Origin of the sequence: Akkermansia sp. JRP_AM1, from assembly GCF_049262625.1 — a bacterium.
Classification (GTDB): domain Bacteria; phylum Verrucomicrobiota; class Verrucomicrobiia; order Verrucomicrobiales; family Akkermansiaceae; genus Akkermansia; species Akkermansia massiliensis.
In genome coordinates this window covers 1,199,763-1,216,508 of the sequence record NZ_CP118234.1, presented here as the reverse complement: position 1 = coordinate 1,216,508, position 16,746 = coordinate 1,199,763, and the positions used below count along the sequence as shown (strand labels likewise).

Genomic DNA, 16,746 nt, shown 5'->3' with positions numbered 1-16,746 from the left:
AAACCATCCGACAGTGTGAATAAATTCGGTTCATAAAAATGTGGATAACATCTGAATAACTTATTCACACCATACTCACAGTTAATTGACTTATCCTTTCACAGGGTTATTGGCAAGTGGAACCGTGAAACGGAGCCGCACGTTCCGTCTTGCGGAAGCGCCGTAAGAAAGCATACCATTCCTCCATGAGGGTTGCCAGATTGATTTACATTCCGGAAAGGGACCATACCTTTCCCGCAACGAGCCCTGAGAGGCTCTTCCGCGGCTTTTCCGTGGCCGGGGTGAGCGTAGCCGCCTATTGTGCCTCCCGGCTCCGGGAAGCGGGCTTTGAGGCGGTTTTTAATCCGGAAGCCGCCGTTACGGAAAGTGCGGCGGAAGTGGTAGAGGTGTCCATGCATGATTTTTCCCCGGAAGCTGCCGCATGGCTTGCTTCCTGCGGGACAGGGGAAGTACGGAATGAAGAAGGGCGGCTGCTGGCCCGGAAAGGGCCGGGGAACGGACTGTCACGTGTTTTTTCCGGGCAGGAGGCGGCTGTGGAGCGCCTCGTCTATCCCTGGGACCTGCTGGACTGGCAGGAGAGAGTGATGGAGGGAATGGAGGGAGACGATTTTTCCGGGCGGCCGGGCGTTTACGTCCTGGGCAGTCTCCGTGTGGGAAAGGGCACCGTGGTGATGCCTGGCGTGGTGGTTGAGGGCTCCGCATGGGTGGGGGACGGCTGCCGTCTTGGGCCCAACTGCCATTTGAGAGGATATGTGTCCATGGGAAACGGCTGTGTAGCGGGGCAGGGGGTGGAACTGAAGAACTGCATCATCGGAGACGGGACGTTTATTCCCCATCTGAGCTATGCGGGTGATTCCATCATTGGCAGCGACGTCAATTTCGGGGCTGGAACGGTGTGTTCCAATTTCCGCCATGACGGCGGGGAGCACAGGATGATGGCGGCCGGGAGGCTGGAAATTACCGGAAGGAACAAGCTGGGAGCCGTCATTGGGGATCATGTGCGCCTGGGCGCCAATACCGTTGTTTTGCCGGGCAGGGTGGTTCCGCCCGGCGCCTGGACCATGCCGGGGGAAACATTCACGGGAACATGAATTCCGGGACGGAAGTGCCGGAATACGGAAAAGGCCGCATGCGGGGGAACCCTTCCCGGCATGCGGCCTCTTGCTGGATAACGGCAAATGCTTAGCAGCTCCGGCGGCGGCGCATCAGCAGGGCGGCCAGGCCCAGCAGCCCCAGGGAAGCAGTGGCCGCTTCCGGAACAGGAAGCACAACGCCGTCGTAAAATTTGATGTTGTTGACATCTATGGTTCCGTTCATGGGACGGGTGTTTCCAAAGGAAGCTCCAAATTGGGAGCCTGTCAGGGCAGGGGAGGACGGATTCCAGCCGGTGATTGTACCTGCCAGGGTGCCGTTGACGTACACGGAGAGAGTCTGGGAGGAAAGATCGGAAACGATGCTCAGATTGTTCCAGTTGTCCTGCTGGAGGTCCGTCCAGGTCAGGCCTGTATTGATGTTTCCGCCGGATTGGCCTCCAAATCCCTTGTTGTAAAAATAAAGTTCCCCGGAAGCATTGAATTCCAGTACCATGCTGTTGGATTCTCCGGAAACCGTTCCATTGGAATACAAGCTGAAAACGTCTTTCCAGGCGTTGTTGGTGGAACTCAGGTTTTTCAGGTCGAAGCTGACGGTGAAACTGCCTGAAATTCCCGCTATGCCAGAGTTGTAGGGCGTGCCTCCGCCGGAGCCGCTGCCGAAAGTGGCATAATCGTTGCCGGTTGTATAATTGAATGAACCGTTCCAGCCGGGAGCAGTTATTTGCGTTCCTTCAGTGGTCCACTCCCAGGAATAAATGGGAGAAGCCGCATGGGCCATGCCTCCCGCAACCAGTAAAGACAAAATAATGAATGAACGTTTCACAGAAATTCTGAAAGTCTTTGTTGTTTAAAATCGCCGAAGCTTGGCTGAAAAGTAGCGGATTTCGAATCCGGGGTCAAATTATTTTTTTAAGAACAAGCCGGTTAACAAAAAGAAAGATCACGGAAAAATAAAAGCATGAAAGGAAACATAAACAGCGCTTCTTCCGGATCGTGTATATGTTCAATGAATTTGCCGCTTTCCAGAGGAAAAAGAACGGCATCCGGATTCGAAATCCGCGTGCGCGTCAACCGGGAATTGTTCGCCGGAGAACGGACTTTTAAGAATACTTAAATAATTTGAAAAACCGTTTCATGCAAGATATGCCCGGAGAAATAGCATATTACTACATATGGTATGCTTTTAAAAAAATACTGCCAAATATTAGGGTTTGACGGAGAAATGGCTTGAATCACAGGAGGCACTTGTGAGAGGATGCGAGGCAGATAAAAGCACAGACACATGAAGTTTACCATTTCCAAGCAAGTATTTCTCGACGGTCTGAGACAGGTTGCCAGCGTGGTGTCTTCCAAGACGACGCTGCCCATTCTTTCCAACGTCAAGATTGAAGCTGAAAACGGCCAGGTACGTTTTACGGCTACGGATCTTGACGTATGCATCACCGGCGTAGTTCCCGCGAACGTGCTGCGCGAGGGCACCGTGACTCTTCCCGCCAAAAAGCTGGTGAGCATCATCAGCGAGCTTCCTGAAGCCGAAGTCCAGGTGGACGTCAACCAGCGCAACCAGGCGACTGTGGAATGCGGCCGCTCCCAGTTCAAGCTGAATGGCCTTCCGGCGGACGAATTCCCCGAACTGCCGTCCTTTGAACAGGCGACCGTGTACCAGGTGGACCAGAATTTGCTGCGCGACTGCATCCGCCGCACGGAATACGCCATCTCTACGGATACGACCCGCTACGTGCTGAACGGCATTTCCCTTTCCTTCCGCAACGGCAAGATGACTCTGGTGGCTACGGACGGCCGCCGCCTGGCCCTGGCGGAAACCGCCCTGGAATTCCCGGAAGAACAGCAACTGGACGCCATTCTGCCCACCAAGGCCGTTGGTGAACTCCGCCGCCTTCTGGATGAAGTGGGGACCGTCACCGTACGGTTCACCCGCAACCAGGCCGCTTTTGAAATCAATGACACGCTGCTGATCAGCAAGCTGATTGACGGCAATTACCCGAACTACCGCCAGGTAATCCCGACGGACTGCAAGGAAAGCATTGAACTGCCCTGCGGGGAACTGCTGGAAACGGTGCGCCGCGTGTCCCTCCTTTCCGTGGACAAAAGCACGAACATCAAGCTGAACTTCCGTGAAAACGAACTCGAAGTGGCTTCCAGCGCGGAAGGCGTGGGTGAAGCTCATGAATCCATGACGATCACTTATGCCGGAAGGCCGCTTTCCATCTCCTTCAACCCGGATTTCTTCATGGCTCCCCTGAAGACGATGGCCGGGGATACGATCATTACGTTAAACCTCATTGATGAAATGAGCCCGGGCGTATTGAAGATAGGTGATGAGTTCCTGTACGTGCTCATGCCAATGAGATCTCCCAACTGATTTTGATGGTACAAAATCATTCATACGAGAACAGGCGCCGTGCTGTCACGGCGCCTGTTTTTTATTGATTGAAAATGAAAGTGATGACTGGGTTATTCACATGAATGTTCTACGTGGAACATTTTTCATTTTCCACCGTCGGCAATAAACCGGACGGTGATTTCCGGGGGAGGGATAAAAAAACAGGCGTGCCGGCATGGCACCGGAAAAAACGCGTATAAACACCTTCCGGCGCCGGGAACGTGCGGTTCAGGCGCAAGGGAAGGCACGGAGTGCCGCAGCGGGTCTAAGGAGGCTCCGCCGCGTCATTCGCTCAACAACCCCGGATCGGCGAACAAATCCGGAGCAAGATGGAAAGGATAGGAACCGGAGGCTTGCAGAATGGCTTCCCGTACGGGAGGCAGGGAACCGAAGCAGGAGGATTCCACATCCAGAATACGGCCGTCTTTCAGTTCAATCATCAGTCCGGGTTCAGATTCATGATCGGGCGTACATCCTATGCGCTCAATCAGTTCCCATGGAATTTCCTTGCGTGAAATGCTGTTGCCCCAGGAGATGGAGGAGGAAGTGATTGTGAGAAAATAAGGTCTCCCCAGAATGACGGGAAGCCACAGGAACAAGAGAAGAGCGCCGAGGAGAAAGCTCCACCATCCGGACCCGAAGAATGCCCAGGCCAGGCCGCACCCCAGGGTGCCGAGGAGTCTCCCTCCCAGCCGGTAGCTGCGGTAGGAATAATAAGTGTTCATGAATTGCGAAGTCAATGAAACGTCAGGCCGGCCAGGGAACGCGAAGCCCCCAGCCGTACTCTGTACGATACTCCTTCATTCCTGCAAAGACAAGATGATAAGTCAGGAAATCCAGTCCAGCATGTCCGGCGGCAGGGAACCGCGGGAGCGGATCAGGGAAAGGAAAGCTTCCTCCATTTCCGGAGGCGGCGGAAAAATGCCCGGCATGGCGCGGCCTGCGGCAAGCTCCACGGCGCCCAGGTTATGGAGCGCCAGGGGAGGGTCTATGTAGCACATTTGCGTAGGGTCCGGCAGAATGAAATTAAGGGGGCGGCCTCCGTTCAGCAGGCGGTTCTTCGGGATCTCCGGCCCCCATTCGTCCTCCACGCCCATATTGGCCAGCAGAACGCCGGAGGAGCGGGTCACAGCGGGGTCAATCACTCCTGACAGGGCATGCCGCCGCCCTGTGGCCGTGACGGCGCAAAAGGCATGACTGACTGCATTGGTAAGAGCTTCTCCATCCGTTGCGCGCACGAATGAGGCGGAGGACAGAGGGAGAGGTTTTTCCTCCACATCCGCCACGATAACGTTCAAGCCCCGCCTGAGCGCGTGCAGAACGATTCCGCGGCCCACTTTTCCGTACCCGATGACTACCAGGGTCCGTCCCGGGCCACTCTCAATTCCCAGCGCTTCCAGCGCGCGGAAAAAGCTTTCCCCGGTTCCCAGGCAGGTTTCTATCTGCTTGATTTTTCCGGCGTCCACCATCCACACGGGCTGCGTGCAGCGCGTATAATGCTGCGCTCCGGACCGGGTCAGTTCCACATACCCGCAGCGGCTGGGAACATGGCTGAGCGCCCCGGCGCAGTCCATCACCACATCATAGGGTCCGTCCGCCCGTTCCGCCTCCACCACGGGTATTCCATACCTGCCCAGCAGCGCGACCGTTTCCGGATCGTGGGGCATCACCGGAGAGACCGCTGCCGTCAACTCCGCTCCCGCCGCCAGCAGGGCGGCGTATTTGGCGCAGGTATTCCGGAATACGGGGGAGGCGTCAATCACCCGGCATCCCTCCAACGGACGGCTTTCCGCCCACGTTTCACACTGGTGCAGAAGCACGGGAAATTTTTCCTGCCGGTAGAAGGGGGACAAATCTTCTAGAATGCGCGCCGGAGATACAGGCATGGCAAAAATTGTAAGGGTTCTACGGATGGAGGGCAATCTTTCTCCTCCCGTTTTCATAGAAAAACTTCGGAAAAGATGTATTTTTTGTTTAAGGGTTTTCAGAAGTTGCGGCAAATTCGAAAAGACAAACTACTGAATCATCAACCATTCTTTCTCCATGAGAGAGACATTTTTTACAGGAATTTGACTGGCGCCAAGCAGGAATGACATCCTATTGTGGATTTTTTCTAACAAATAGATAATATTGATGTCTGTAAAAGGAAGGTACTGAGCGTAATAATTATTATATTATTTTTTGATGGAAAAAATCGTTATGTTTCATAGGCAAACAAAAATTTGCAAATAAACTTTATTGACACTGGCTCTGGATCATGCTACTGGGAAAATGATCATGGAGGATTGCTCTCCTCTAATTTCATCATCAATCCCAGTTCTTTAATGCCTTATGAATACTCCAACTACTTCTTCTGCCGGCACCCCTTCTTCCATCCCCGCTTACCGCAAATGGTACTTTGGCTCTACGGCCAAACCCATGCCGCGTGGCATGCGCGCCTCTCCGGAGCCCGATCCGCTACCGTTCGAGGAAATCCACGAACACGATGAAATTACCGTGGGACCGCCCAGTACGTCGGCGGATGGACACAGTGCTCACGGTTACTTTACCATTCCGGAAGGAGCGGACGGTAAAAAGCTCTACGGCACCTGTTCGCTCTTCCTGGGGGTGGACGACTGGGGCAGCCTGGAAGTGAAGGACTCCAGCGGCAGCGTGGTGGCGCAGGTGGACCTGAAGAAAGACTCGCAGACGGCAGGCAAGCAGGGCGGCCATAAATACCACACGGGGACCGGCGGGGCGCAGCTGCCCTCCGGCTCCTACATTTGGGAAGTCAACCAGACCAACATCGACTACAAGCCTGAAAAAGACAACGTCTCCATCTGCAACTATAGCATCGACGTGGTGCCGACGGAGCCGGGAGGCAAGGAGGAGCCCGAGAAGTGCCCGTGCGAGGGAGACACGTGTGATAACAGCGGCGGAACGCCGCCTTCCCCGTCGCTGGCCCGGTCGGGCTCCGCGGTGGGGAATAGCACGCTGGGAAACTACTCCTCCGCAGGGTGCAGTGTGAGTGCGGAAAGCACGGCCACCCTGATGTACTGGTCCTGCAACTTCGGAATGTTCCGGGGACTGGGAGGGATTCCTGCGGGCCTTGTGGAACTGAGGGCTGAGGAAACTGTCTCCGGCCTGGAAAGCCCCTCCTCACTGGCCTACAACCATCCGTTGAACAGCCGCCTGGACGTGCCCGAAGGGGGAATTGTACCCGGAGTGCGTTTTGATCTGGTGCAGGGAGACCGGGTGATTGCCATGCGCTGCTATATGAACGGGTCCGTGCTGCCCGTTGGCGTGGACACGTCGGGCGGAGGACGGGCAACGCTGGACACGGTGGAAGGACAATCCTGCCTCCGCTGGATCGTGGAAGACGGCAGCCAATACCTCTTCTCGGCGGAAACAGGAATGCTCCTCTCCTACACCACCACCGACAAGCAGGTCATCTCCAACGCGTCATCCTACCTGGACGTCAAGCATGCCGAAGACGGCTCGCTGAGGCAAATCTGGAACCTGTGGGACGGCCTGCTCAACGTGGAAAACGTCACCTCCACGGGCTACATCATCGCGCTCTACACGCCTGGGCAAATCACCGGAACGGACGAACAGGGATTTTATACGGTCACCGGGACACCCTTTAAAACATTCAACCTTTCCCTTTCCGCGGACGGCCACTTCACCGTCACGGAACAGGCGCCGGCTAGGCAGCCCTACGCCGTCACCTGGTGGAACGACGGCCTGGCGTGGAACATGCGGCAGGGCACGGGGGAAGACGCCGTCACGACCATCCGCACGCGCACGGAGCTGGAACCGGAAGACTCGGTCTGGCAGCTGGTGACGGAAATCTCCAAAGGAGGTATCGTGGCAGAGCGCACCTGCTCCATATATCAAACGACGGACGTAGGCGATCTGCTGCTCACTCAAGTGGAAGGCTATCAAAGCCAGGAAGCCCAGACCACGCAATACGCCTACGACCAGTGCGGACGGCTCAAGACGGAAACTGCCCCGGACGGCAGCCAAATTCATTACGCGTATGACCTCTACGGACGCCTGCTCTCCCGCGACGAACCGTGGGCGGAAAGCGGCAGGCGCATCACGCGCTACACCTATGCCTATTCGGGAGAAGCCGACTTCAACGACGAACCCGCCACGGAAACGGTAGACCTGCTTCCGCTGGAAGGACACGTCAAGACGCTGACCACCATTGCCTACAAGTACACGACGGCCAATCACGTCAAAAGGACGGAAAAGCGGGTCACCGGACTGGGAGTAACGGGCACGCGCCTGACGGCCACGGAACAATGGCTGGCCGGCGCGCCCGACGTCTATGCCCGCGGACGCACCCGGATGACCCGGGACCTCACCGGCGTGCAAACCTGGCACGACTACGCGGCAACGACGGAGCACGGCGCCCTCTACACGGAAACGTTGGAAACGCGCGTCAACGGGGAAACCGTGCCGGGACAGAGCACGCGCACCACGACCTGGATCACGGCGGAAGGGCAGCGCGTCAGGGAAGAAAGCTACGCCCTGCTCACCGGCGGGGAATGGGCGCTCACGGACAGCGCCTCCTATGAATTTGACACGCAGAACAGGTGGGTGAAGCGGACGGCGGGCAATGGCCGAATAACGGAGCGCGAGCTGATGTGCGACGGGCGCCTGTTGTGGGACATTGATGAAAATGGTGTAAGAATGGACTATGCCTACGACACGGCGCGCCAACTGGTGGAAACCACGCGTTCCGCCGTAATGGACGGGGAAACCGTCATCACGCCGGAAACCATCACCACCTACACCCTGGATGCGGCGGGGCGCATCCTCTCTACGCGCCGGGATACGGGGGCCATGACGACCAGCGAAAGCTCGGAGTACGACTTGCTGGGGAGGATAACTTCCTCTACGGACGTCCTGGGACGAGTCACCACCTACGCCTACAGCGAAGACGGTCTGACGACGACGCAAACCACTCCCTCCGGAGCCACGTTCGTCACGCGCAACGCGCCGGACGGAACGGTCCTGGAAGAATCCGGCACGGGACAGCGGCATATCATCTATTCCCTCGACTTGGTTGCCGACGGCGTTCGGACCTTCACGAAAGCCGTCTCCGGGGAAACGGAAACCGAACTGCAGCGCAGCGTCGCCAACGGTGCCGGGGAAATTTGCGCACGGGCCGGCCCAACACCATCGGGGGAGTCATTTACACGAGGAACACCTATAACGCCAAGGGACAGCTGACCAAGGAACAGACAGATGCGGAAACCGCAGCTACGACGATGGCGCCGACCCTGTGGGAATACGACGACTTCGGCAATAAGGTCAAGGAAACCTGGAAGCTTGCCGATCCGGCCACCGTGTCCAACTCGCGCATCACCACGTGGAGCTATGGCGTGGAACAGGCGCAGGACGGCGTCTACCGCGTCGTCACGGCGACTAGGAACAACGGCCAAGGGACTACCTATGGCGAAACGCAGAAGACGCTGGTTTCCTCCCTCTCGTCCACGCTGGAAAGCAAAACCGTCTTCATCGGTCCCAGAGGAAATATATCCACACAGTGGAGCGAATACGGAACAGGCGCCCTGCGGACGCAAAAAAGCAGCATCCCCACTTCCAATGTCACGGCCACCGCGACGGTCATCGACGACTTTACTACCACGCAGACGGACCACGCGGGCATTACTTCCACGCAGACCCGAGCCTATGCGGAAACCGGCATCATCTACACTAACACGGACGGACGGGGCAACACCATTACGACACGTACCGACATCGCCGGGCGCACTGTTTCCGTTACCGACGCGGCGGGCAACACGGCTTCTACCGCCTACGATCCCTGGTTTGACCAGCCTTCCGCCGTCACCAACGCCCTCGGGAAAACGACATGCTACAACTACGATCTCCGGGGCCGCAATACGGCGCAATGGGGAACGGGCGCCCAGCCCCTGCTCTTCGGCTACGACGAAGCCGACAGAATGGTCAGCCTTACCACCTTCCGGGAGGACGCGGGCGACATCACCACCGACCCCACGGGACGCACGGACGGAGACGTCACCACCTGGAGCTATGATGAAGCCACGGGGCTGTTGGCGCGTAAAACCTACGCGGACGGAACGCATGAGGACACCGCCTACAATGCCCTGAACCTCAAATCCACGCTCACAGACGCGCGCGGGGTGGTCACCACCTGGGGCTACAATCTGAAGAAAGGGGTCAACACCTCCGTCTCCTACAGCGACTCCACGCCCGGCATCCAGTACGCCTACAACTGCCTCAACCAGCTGACCCAGGTGACGGACGCCTCAGGCTCTCGCACCATCACTTACACTCCCTACAACGAACCGGACACCGATAGCATCACCATAGGAGGCGCCTCCTGCCAGCTCCAGGAAAACTACGATGCCTACGGCCGGTCCTCCGGCTATACCCTGAAACAGGGAACCGACGTCCTCCAGGAAGCAAGCCAGGGCTATGAAGCCAACGGGAGGCTTGCCGGCGCCGGAATCGTGCACGGAGGAGAAGAACAAACCTTCGCCTACGGCTACCTGGCGGGAAGCAGCCTGCCCTCCAGCCTCGCGATGCCCAACGGCATCGTCCGGGAACTTGCCTATGAAGAACACCGTGACCTGGCAGTGGCCATAAGCTGCCGTCTGGGGGAACCGCGCTGGTCTCCCGCAGCCAGAGCTACGACGCATTGGGACGCCCGGTCACCCGCACCCAGCAGCGGGGAACCGAAGCAACTCGTACTGACAGCTTCAGCTACAACGGCAGAAACGAACTCACCGGGGCTACTCTGGGAACAGCCCCCTACGGTTACAGCTACGACAACATCGGCAACCGCAAGACGGCGCGGGAACTGGCCGAGGAACTTTCCTACGCGGCCAACAACCTCAACCAGTACACAAGCATCGAAGAAAAAGCGGAGGCGCCTTTTGTGCCGACGTACGACGCCTCGGGCAACCAGACCCTCATCAAAACCTCGACGGGCATTTGGACAGTAGTCTACAACGCGGCCAACCGCGCGGTGAGCTTCACCAGCCAGGGCGGCAGTACGGTGGTGGAATGCGGCTACGACTACCAGGGACGCCGCTACATGAAGAAGGTCACCGTCAACGGAACGGTCGTCAGCCATGAACGCTACCTGTACCGTGGCTACCTGCAACTAGCGGCGTTGGACATGCTGGACAACCGGAACGTGCTTCGGACACTGCTGTGGGATCCACTGGAACCGGTGGCAACGCGTCCCCTGGCCCTGGTGCAGGAAAATGCCCTTTACTGCTATGGAGTTGACTTTAACAAGAACGTCACGGAGGTGTTCGCTGGAGAGGGAGCTATTGCGGCAACTTATGACTACTCGCCATACGGACAGGTTGTTTCCACGGGGGACCTCGTCCAGCCGGTGCAGTGGTCCAGCGAGATGAACGATGTAGAATTGGCCCTGGTCTATTACAACTACCGTTATTACAATCCCGCCGATGGAAGGTGGATCAATCGTGATCCCATCACTGAAGAAGGGGGATGGAATTTGTATGAATTTATGGGTAATATATGCGTATATAAATGTGATTATCTTGGATTAAAAGACTGGACATGTGATAAAAAACATTTGGGGTGGTACGATAAATTATCCTTTACATTAACAAATACCATTGGAGGAGAGGAATACGCAGTATCTGATCCCCAAAGTGTTATTATTGGTACTTTTAAAGAAAAGCTTCAAGATGCAGCAAAAAGTATATTAGAGCAGGAAATAGACGGCAGACAAATTATTGAAGCAGCTAGAAAAGCTGTCAATGATAATTGGTTTATGCGAAGTCTTTCTGGAATAGTACAAAATACTCGAACGAATGCATATATATTGGAAGAAACAAAACTAAGTGTTAAGTTGGAATATTGTTGTTGTGAAATTGACAATAAAGGTAAAATAAAATATTTTATGAATCCTGTATCGGGCGTAGATAGCTTTAATCTAATATTCAGTCTAAAAGAAGCTAGTATGAGAAGAATGAACACCTATACTAATCAATTAAAAGTCATGCTAAAAAGAACTGCATCGAACCTTAAGAAGAAAGCATGTAAAAAGCAAAAAAAATGAATAATCTTAAATTTATATTTTACTTATCAGGAATATACTTGATTGCAGTTCCTGATAACATAGTCTTGGCAGAATCTTCATCATGCATCCCAAGCCATGCAACCAAAATAAATAAAATAAGATCAGGATTGCCGATGGTGCAATTTTATGAGAAAACTTTGGCATTGTATATAGAAGCAAAATTAGCATATTCTACTTCTGAATTGCCATCCTCTTTATTTAAGCTTCTTACAGGTTGCTCTCAAAAAGATATAAGTAAGTCTTCTGTAAATTTTTTAACCGATATAATATACGATTATCTTATAGCCGTTAAAACTCATCAGATACCTAAATCTGCCGAAATTGAAGCCATATTAATTAACCATCTTCTAATGAAGGATGAAGGGGATGACAAGGTCATTAACTCAATCAACAGACGAATCGGACCAGAAACCGGTATAAAAATAAGAATTTATTCAGATTCTGAGATAAACGATATTTCAGATAATTTATCTCATACTATTTTTCCTTTAGGTAGTTTTGAAGACTTATCTTCTTATCCGATATGCTCTATTGATTCTTATTCTCCTGAACTAATATTATACGTTTATGAAAATGGTGTTTATAATTTAAAAAAATGTGTAGAATTTTTAAATAAAATGAAACCTTCTGATATGTTTTTTAATGTGCATGATTATTATTCAAATAAACTGAATTTACTTTTATTTAAAACATGGAACATGTTAAAAAAAGAAAAATACACAGAAAGTCAATGGGAGCTATTTTATAGCATTCCCCTATCATCTATAGAAATAAAGAAATAAAAATCCTTTTGAATGTTTAGATTTTTATAAAAAATAAAGTCTACGATTTTCAATTTTTAATTTGAATCCTAATTACCGCAATCGTGCGATGAGCTTCACCAGCCGGGACGGCAGTACGGTGGTGGAATGCGACTACGACTACTAGGGACGCCGGTACATGAAGAAGGTCACCGTCAACGGAACGGTCGCCAGCCATGAACGCTACCTGTACCGCGGCTACCTGCAACTAGCGGCGTTGGACATGCTGGACAACCGGAACGTGCGTCGGACACTGTTGTGGGATCCACTGGAACCGGTGGCCGCGCGCCCCCTGGCCCTGGTGCAGGGTGCCTCTCTTTACTGCTATGGATGGGACTTCAACAAGAATGTGACGGAAGTTTTTGATGGGCAGGGAACGATCGCGGCGGCTTACGACTACTCGCCCTATGGGATAGTTGGCAGCACAGGCAACCTCGTCCAACCCGTACAGTGGTCCAGCGAAATGAACGATGGCAAATTGGCTCTGGTCTATTACAACTATCGTTATTATAATCCTGCAGACGGCAGGTGGATTAACAGGGATCCTATCGCTGAAGAAGGGGGATGGAATTTGTATGGGTTTGTTGATAATGAAGTGGTATTCTCTATTGATTATCTCGGAAAAGAAACTAACGAATTTGGCTACACAATGACTATCCCTGCGGGTTACATACCCATTCTTCTTATTATTGAGGGAAGTATATCAATAGAAAAAAAGAAAAATTGTGTATGCATTGAAGCAAAATTACGAACAGATGTTGGTATAGGTGTAGCATAAGACTTAAAATTAAACAAAAATGGTTGCCTATTCTGCCTGATATTGAATATTCTTTACGAACTATGGTTGCTGGATTAAGTAATGAAAAAATACTTAAAATTGACAATTGTAATGGTAAAACTTCAACATCCTATCGGGAAGAATTATTAGGATTGTCTCATAGAATTGATGCGGATATTACATTATCATCTTATATACAAGCATCTTATTCTATTGATTTTAAGATAAGTGCTGGGTTAACTTTGAATGCAAAACCAATATCTTTAACTTTAGATGCAACGGGGTATGTTAAGATTGCCGCTACTTTGAAAATTCCATTTTTTATAGATCAAACTGAAGAAATCGCTAACAAATCTTTTAATGAAAATAAAAAAATATGGTCTAAATAATGAACACGATATAATTAGTCATCTTTATTATGATTTACCCTGAATCTCCTTTAACTGGATATGAATATTTCGAATTAGTTTGTGGATGTATTTTTGTAATCCTATTTTTAAGAATCCTTGTTTGGATCAAAAAAAATACTCTTAATTTTTCATTTAATAACTTCCCTTTTTCAATTATCAAACTTACAATTTATTTATTTCTGATCTCTGGAATAATTGGAGTTTTGTCAACAATGTATCATGGTATAAATCTATTATGGGAAAACTTTTCGAATGAACTTTTAATATCATATACAGCATTAATTTTTTCTTATCTTATTATAGTCATTGAGTGTTTCAGAATAATAGATGTTTTGAAGAAAATCAAAAATAAATCTGATTCCAATTGAAATAATCATGAAAAAATGTTTTCAGACTTGTTTTATAAGAAGCTAGCGTATTACAAAGAACACAGGAAGAGAATTGAATCGGAACATTTTCCATATGATATCAGAGCGTTTATCTACCCGTACGATTCCCCCCACTTCACCACTTTTGCCATCTAGGCCATGGCCTGCCTTGAACTAAAAATGTAGATTTATGTCTTCTATACTGTGGGTTCTTATTTCGTCCTTTTTGATGTGTTTATTAACATCAAAGACAAAGCAAGAAGAAAAGTTTTATAAAAGGAGAGAAATTCAGAATATAGTTAGAAAATACAAAATCAGTGCTGAAATTATAGGTTCTTTATTTCTCATTGTTTTATGTGCACTCATTCTGTTAGCTCTGTACCAATCTGGCGGATGTGTTGTGATTGCTATATTCCTAAGTTCTGTGTACACGTTATTATTGATGTCCTGTGTGGCTATAGTTGTATACGTTCTTTGTAAGATAAACGCACATTGGAATCCAGATGAACTTTATCTTGTAATTGCTATCCGAGGAAATATGTCTTACAGACGATTAAAACAAGTACATTTTTTTCTTTTAGGAATGGCTTTTTCAGGTTTTGTGTATTCGAATATTTATTTAATATTAAATATGTAATTTATATTTAAAAACGGAATGATGAATAATAGTCTTGCTGTAAGATTTCCAAAAGATTTTAGCTTTTGATATTCAGAAAATTGCTCAGATGAAAAACAGAGAAGATCCATGAAACAAGACTAGAGTAAACAGTTCCGTATTTTTAATTGCGATAGCTTATTATTACTCTTTATAGGATCGTGTCCGGCTCAGGCAGCCTCGTCCCGTCCGTGCAGTGGTCCAGCGAGATGAAAGACGAAGAACTCGCCCTGGTCTATTACAATTAACGTTATTACACCCTCCGCTGATGGAAGGTGGATTAACAGGGATCAGCTAAAAGAAGAAAATTTTTAGAAATATATTTGAAAAATGAGTTAAAAAGCAGAATATTTCTTTTGAATTACCCAATCTGTATATTTTTTGTCGTAACTCACCTATTACAGGGGCGGATGTATTAGGACTTTGGGAAGTAGGTTCGAGGCCACCTAAAATAAATACCGTAGTTACTGATGGTAAAGGCGATTTAGAAGTCTATCTGGGACAAGCTCCGGAAGGAAGTGTAGATAGGAAATGTTGTCTGAATTGCTTAATGAAACATGAACAAAGCCATTTGAGCGACATCCTTGCTGCCAATCCAAGAATAGCATTTGATGACAAAGGGAAACCTTATCCGGCAGGAAGAGGAATTGTCAGTCCAGCTCATGGGCGAGAATTGATAGAATCTGAGATAAAAGCGCATGGAATAGAAATAAAGTGTTTACGAGAATCTCTCACAAAACCGAAAATAAGTAAGACATGCAGAAAGAGAATTGCTACAAGAATTAATTTTTTATCTCAACGTTTAAAAGCATACGAGAACAAGTTAAAATGACTATGATTGCAAGAATTATTTTATTATCCATAATACTTATTGTTCCTAATATAAAAGCCTCTCCTATATTGGTTGACACAACGAAATCATTGGTTCTTTCTAAAAAGAGTCCATACGTGGAATTAGAAATAATCGAAAGAGAAAATTTATTTGAATTTTATACAGTTGTAAAACCAATGAACAAGGGAGATAAAATTAATTTTCTTGTCTATCGGTACGATGATAAATCTCAAAAAATTACAACCATCATAAATGTTACAAGCAAACATGAGATCCAAATATCTTTCCCTATAAAAAAAGATGATCTTGGAAAATTGAGCTATTGTGCAACCAATACTCCAAAAGGTACATTCGGCGGCATAGGATATTTTGAAAGGAAAAACAAAAAAGAACTTGTTTTTCCTGATAGTGATACAGTATACATCATCGAAAATATACGAGATTTTCTTAAAAGAGAATAAGCGTTAAATAAATATTTAGTTTAAACTAAACCGTTTTTTAATAATGGATGGAATATTTTGTTTTAATACTATGGTATTGGCAAATAACGGCATCGAACACGCTGGACAACCGGAACATGCTCCACTCGTTGCTGTGGAATCCTTTGGAACCAGAAGTCACGCGTTCCCTGGCTTTGGTGCAGGACAATGTCCTTTACAACTTCAACAAGAACGTCACAGATGTTTTCGATGGGCGGTAGCTATTGCGGCAGTTTAGGACTATTCGCCGTGTGGAATAGTCAGCAGTACAGGAAGTCTTCTCTATCTGGTGTAGTGGTCTAGAGAAATGAACGATGGCAAATTGGCTCTGGTCTATTACAACTACCGTTATTACAATCCCGCAGACGGCAGATGGATCAATCGCGATCCCATCGCCGAAGAAGGGGGATGGAATTTATATGGGTTTATTAGTAATAACGCAATAAATAAGGGGGACAAGAATGGCTTAAGATTTGACCTGCCTATTCCTCATCCGGAATTTCCTACCCTAACAAGTCCCTTACTCCAGATGAGTTGGCATCAGTATTTTGTAACTATTCTATACCTGCACCAAAATGCACATGCCAAAATTCATCAAAGATTTTTGATCCTTATCCGGCCAAGGCAAAGTCCATATGTATTAATTTTTTGAAGAGATACCAATTTTCAATTGCAGTCATTTCGATAGCCCTTTGCTTGGTAAATGCTGAAAAGCAGTGTCAAGACGTCTCGTATTGTTCAGAAAGAAACAACTGTAGGCTAAAAGCCATGTGACTTGTTATGCCAGCCGAGGCTTTATTCCTTTTTTGGGACTTCCGGAAGGAGGTTCTG

Annotated in this window: 14 protein-coding genes; 11 read left to right on the top strand and 3 right to left on the bottom strand. The window is 49.6% G+C overall.

The features are described 5' to 3' along the window. Window positions 1–185 precede the first annotated feature (185 nt). On the top strand, window positions 186–1,091 hold the full coding sequence (locus PVA48_RS05705) for a hypothetical protein (RefSeq protein ID WP_102749478.1): 906 nt from the start codon (window positions 186–188) through the stop codon (window positions 1,089–1,091). 91 nt (window positions 1,092–1,182) lie between these two features. Here the strand turns inward: PVA48_RS05705 and PVA48_RS05700 are convergent, their stop codons facing one another. After that, window positions 1,183–1,896: a LamG-like jellyroll fold domain-containing protein gene (locus PVA48_RS05700; protein WP_102727872.1), complete on the bottom strand. Its 714-nt coding sequence runs from the start codon at window positions 1,894–1,896 to the stop codon at window positions 1,183–1,185. Window positions 1,897–2,376: 480 nt separating this feature from the next. Between PVA48_RS05700 and dnaN the strand changes: the two genes are divergently transcribed. Beyond that, complete coding sequence (dnaN, locus tag PVA48_RS05695) at window positions 2,377–3,477, top strand: DNA polymerase III subunit beta (RefSeq protein WP_022396127.1); 1,101 nt, start codon at window positions 2,377–2,379, stop codon at window positions 3,475–3,477. A 305-nt stretch (window positions 3,478–3,782) separates the two neighbouring features. Here the strand turns inward: dnaN and PVA48_RS05690 are convergent, their stop codons facing one another. Both PVA48_RS05690 and PVA48_RS05685 read right to left on the bottom strand, forming a co-directional pair. Beyond that, complete coding sequence (locus tag PVA48_RS05690) at window positions 3,783–4,223, bottom strand: hypothetical protein (RefSeq protein WP_022396128.1); 441 nt, start codon at window positions 4,221–4,223, stop codon at window positions 3,783–3,785. 102 nt (window positions 4,224–4,325) lie between these two features. Further along, complete coding sequence (locus tag PVA48_RS05685) at window positions 4,326–5,384, bottom strand: hypothetical protein (protein ID WP_423232375.1); 1,059 nt, start codon at window positions 5,382–5,384, stop codon at window positions 4,326–4,328. Window positions 5,385–5,829: 445 nt separating this feature from the next. Between PVA48_RS05685 and PVA48_RS05680 the strand changes: the two genes are divergently transcribed. The 9 genes from PVA48_RS05680 (at window position 5,830) to PVA48_RS05640 (ending at window position 16,567) form a co-directional block, all read left to right on the top strand. After that, entirely contained in the window at window positions 5,830–8,718 is a 2,889-nt protein-coding gene (locus PVA48_RS05680; RefSeq protein WP_423231681.1) for a hypothetical protein, read from the top strand. Continuing rightward, complete coding sequence (locus PVA48_RS05675; protein ID WP_423232374.1) at window positions 8,643–10,478, top strand: hypothetical protein; 1,836 nt, start codon at window positions 8,643–8,645, stop codon at window positions 10,476–10,478. Before PVA48_RS05680 ends, PVA48_RS05675 begins: the two co-directional genes overlap by 76 nt. Continuing rightward, the gene (locus PVA48_RS05670) at window positions 10,412–11,572 is read left to right on the top strand and encodes an RHS repeat domain-containing protein (protein ID WP_423232373.1); all 1,161 of its coding nucleotides are present in this window, start codon (window positions 10,412–10,414) and stop codon (window positions 11,570–11,572) included. The genes PVA48_RS05675 and PVA48_RS05670 overlap by 67 nt, the downstream gene beginning before the upstream one ends. Beyond that, window positions 11,569–12,375, top strand: a complete 807-nt coding sequence (locus tag PVA48_RS05665; RefSeq protein ID WP_423232372.1) for a hypothetical protein — start codon at window positions 11,569–11,571, stop codon at window positions 12,373–12,375. The genes PVA48_RS05670 and PVA48_RS05665 overlap by 4 nt, the downstream gene beginning before the upstream one ends. Window positions 12,376–12,532: 157 nt before the next feature. Then, window positions 12,533–13,171, top strand: coding sequence for an RHS repeat domain-containing protein (locus PVA48_RS05660; RefSeq protein WP_249853104.1), 639 nt, complete (start codon window positions 12,533–12,535; stop codon window positions 13,169–13,171). Window positions 13,172–13,194: 23 nt separating this feature from the next. Beyond that, window positions 13,195–13,560, top strand: coding sequence for a hypothetical protein (locus PVA48_RS05655; RefSeq protein ID WP_215458542.1), 366 nt, complete (start codon window positions 13,195–13,197; stop codon window positions 13,558–13,560). Window positions 13,561–15,154: 1,594 nt separating this feature from the next. Further along, window positions 15,155–15,436, top strand: coding sequence for a hypothetical protein (locus PVA48_RS05650; protein ID WP_215833368.1), 282 nt, complete (start codon window positions 15,155–15,157; stop codon window positions 15,434–15,436). Continuing rightward, complete coding sequence (locus PVA48_RS05645) at window positions 15,433–15,897, top strand: hypothetical protein (protein WP_146021134.1); 465 nt, start codon at window positions 15,433–15,435, stop codon at window positions 15,895–15,897. Before PVA48_RS05650 ends, PVA48_RS05645 begins: the two co-directional genes overlap by 4 nt. Window positions 15,898–16,222: 325 nt before the next feature. After that, entirely contained in the window at window positions 16,223–16,567 is a 345-nt protein-coding gene (locus PVA48_RS05640; protein ID WP_102749403.1) for an RHS repeat domain-containing protein, read from the top strand. The last annotated feature ends 179 nt before the right edge of the window (window positions 16,568–16,746 follow it).